Annotated in this window: 1 rRNA gene; it reads right to left on the bottom strand. The window is 54.0% G+C overall.

Annotation, left to right across the window (positions count from 1 at the left end):
* Position 1: 1 nt before the first annotated feature.
* A 23S ribosomal RNA gene (locus AB1K89_RS18215) occupies positions 2–2,935 on the bottom strand.
* Between the last annotated feature and the right edge of the window lie 9 nt (positions 2,936–2,944).

Below are 2,944 nucleotides of genomic sequence, written 5' to 3'. Positions count from 1 at the left end.
TAAGGTTAAGTCCTCGATCGATTAGTATCCGTCAGCTGCACGTGTCGCCACGCTTCCACCCCGGACCTATCCACCTCATCTTCTTTGAGGGATCTTACTTACAAATGTAATGGGAAATCTCATCTTGAGGGGGGCTTCATGCTTAGATGCTTTCAGCATTTATCCCGTCCACACATAGCTACCCAGCGATGCCTTTGGCAAGACAACTGGTACACCAGCGGTGTGTCCATCCCGGTCCTCTCGTACTAAGGACAGCTCCTCTCAAATTTCCTGCGCCCGCGACGGATAGGGACCGAACTGTCTCACGACGTTCTGAACCCAGCTCGCGTACCGCTTTAATGGGCGAACAGCCCAACCCTTGGGACCGACTACAGCCCCAGGATGCGATGAGCCGACATCGAGGTGCCAAACCTCCCCGTCGATGTGGACTCTTGGGGGAGATAAGCCTGTTATCCCCGGGGTAGCTTTTATCCGTTGAGCGATGGCCCTTCCATGCGGAACCACCGGATCACTAAGCCCGTCTTTCGACCCTGCTCGACTTGTAGGTCTCGCAGTCAAGCTCCCTTATGCCTTTGCACTCTACGAATGATGTCCAACCATTCTGAGGGAACCTTTGGGCGCCTCCGTTACACTTTAGGAGGCGACCGCCCCAGTCAAACTGCCCACCTGACACTGTCTCCTGCCCGGATCACGGGCAAGGGTTAGAAGTCCAATACAGCCAGGGTAGTATCCCACCATTGCCTCCTCCGAAGCTGGCGCTCCGGATTCCAAGGCTCCTACCTATCCTGTACAGGCTGCACCGGAATTCAATATCAGGCTACAGTAAAGCTCCACGGGGTCTTTCCGTCCTGTCGCGGGTAATGCGCATCTTCACGCATATTATAATTTCACCGAGTCTCTCGTTGAGACAGTGCCCAGATCGTTACGCCTTTCGTGCGGGTCGGAACTTACCCGACAAGGAATTTCGCTACCTTAGGACCGTTATAGTTACGGCCGCCGTTTACTGGGGCTTCAATTCGAAGCTTCGCTTGCGCTGACCTCTCCTCTTAACCTTCCAGCACCGGGCAGGCGTCAGCCCCTATACGTCACCTTACGGTTTTGCAGAGACCTGTGTTTTTGCTAAACAGTCGCCTGGGCCTATTCACTGCGGCTCTCTCGGGCTTTAACACCCTACCAGAGCACCCCTTCTCCCGAAGTTACGGGGTCATTTTGCCGAGTTCCTTAACGAGAGTTCTCTCGATCACCTTAGGATTCTCTCCTCGCCTACCTGTGTCGGTTTGCGGTACGGGCACCTCCCGCCTCGCTAGAGGCTTTTCTTGGCAGTGTGAAATCAGGGACTCCGGGGATAATTCCCCTTGCCATCACAGCTCAATGTTATAGGAACGGGATTTGCCTCGTTCCACACCTCACTGCTTGGACGCGCATGACCAACAGCGCGCTCACCCTATCCTTCTGCGTCCCCCCATTGCTGATAACGGCGGGGAGGTGGTACAGGAATATCAACCTGTTATCCATCGTCTACGCCTTTCGGCCTCGACTTAGGTCCCGACTAACCCTGAGCGGACGAGCCTTCCTCAGGAAACCTTAGGCATTCGGTGGAAGGGATTCTCACCCTTCTTTCGCTACTCATACCGGCATTCTCACTTCCAAGCGCTCCACCAGTCCTTACGGTCTAGCTTCGACGCCCTTGGAACGCTCTCCTACCACTGACACCATAGGTGTCAATCCGCAGTTTCGGTGATCCGTTTAGCCCCGGTACATTTTCGGCGCAGCGCCACTCGACCAGTGAGCTATTACGCACTCTTTAAATGGTGGCTGCTTCTAAGCCAACATCCTGGTTGTCTGGGCAGCGCCACATCCTTTTCCACTTAACGGATACTTGGGGACCTTAACTGGCGGTCTGGGCTGTTTCCCTCTCGACTACGGATCTTATCACCCGCAGTCTGACTCCCAAACATAAATCATCGGCATTCGGAGTTTGTCTGAATTCGGTAACCCGGGATGGGCCCCTAGTCCAAACAGTGCTCTACCTCCGAGATTCTTTCGTTTGAGGCTAGCCCTAAAGCTATTTCGGAGAGAACCAGCTATCTCCAGGTTCGATTGGAATTTCACCGCTACCCACACCTCATCCCCGCACTTTTCAACGTACGTGGGTTCGGGCCTCCAGTAAGTGTTACCTTACCTTCACCCTGGACATGGGTAGATCACCTGGTTTCGGGTCTACGACCCCATACTCATTCGCCCTATTCAGACTCGCTTTCGCTGCGGCTCCGCATTCGCTGCTTAACCTTGCATGGAATCGTAACTCGCCGGTTCATTCTACAAAAGGCACGCCATCACCCATTAACGGGCTCTGACAACTTGTAGGCACACGGTTTCAGGTTCTTTTTCACTCCCCTTCCGGGGTGCTTTTCACCTTTCCCTCACGGTACTGGTTCACTATCGGTCACTAGGGAGTATTTAGCCTTGGGAGATGGTCCTCCCGGATTCCGACGGAATTTCACGTGTTCCGCCGTACTCAGGATCCACTCTGGAGGGGACGGACTTTCGACTACGGGGCTATTACCCGCTATGGCGGACCTTTCCAGGCCTCTTCGTCTAATCCGTCCCTTTGTAACTCCGTATAGAGTGTCCTACAACCCCAGGAAGCAAGCTTCCTGGTTTGGGCTCTTCCCGTTTCGCTCGCCGCTACTAAGGGAATCGATGTTTCTTTCTCTTCCTCCGGGTACTTAGATGTTTCAGTTCTCCGGGTGTGCCTCGTTCACGCTATGTATTCACGTGAACGTACTGCCCCATTACGGGCAGTGGGTTTCCCCATTCGGAAATCTTCGGATCACAGCTTACTTACAGCTCCCCGAAGCATATCGGTGTTAGTGCCGTCCTTCATAGGCTCCTAGTGCCAAGGCATCCGCCGTGCGCCCTTTCTAACTTAACCTTTATACGG

Origin of the sequence: Sporosarcina pasadenensis, assembly GCF_047228845.1 — a bacterium.
Classification (GTDB): domain Bacteria; phylum Bacillota; class Bacilli; order Bacillales_A; family Planococcaceae; genus Sporosarcina.
The sequence above is the reverse complement of the archived record's forward strand: the minus strand, read 5'-3'. Positions and strand labels throughout refer to the sequence as shown.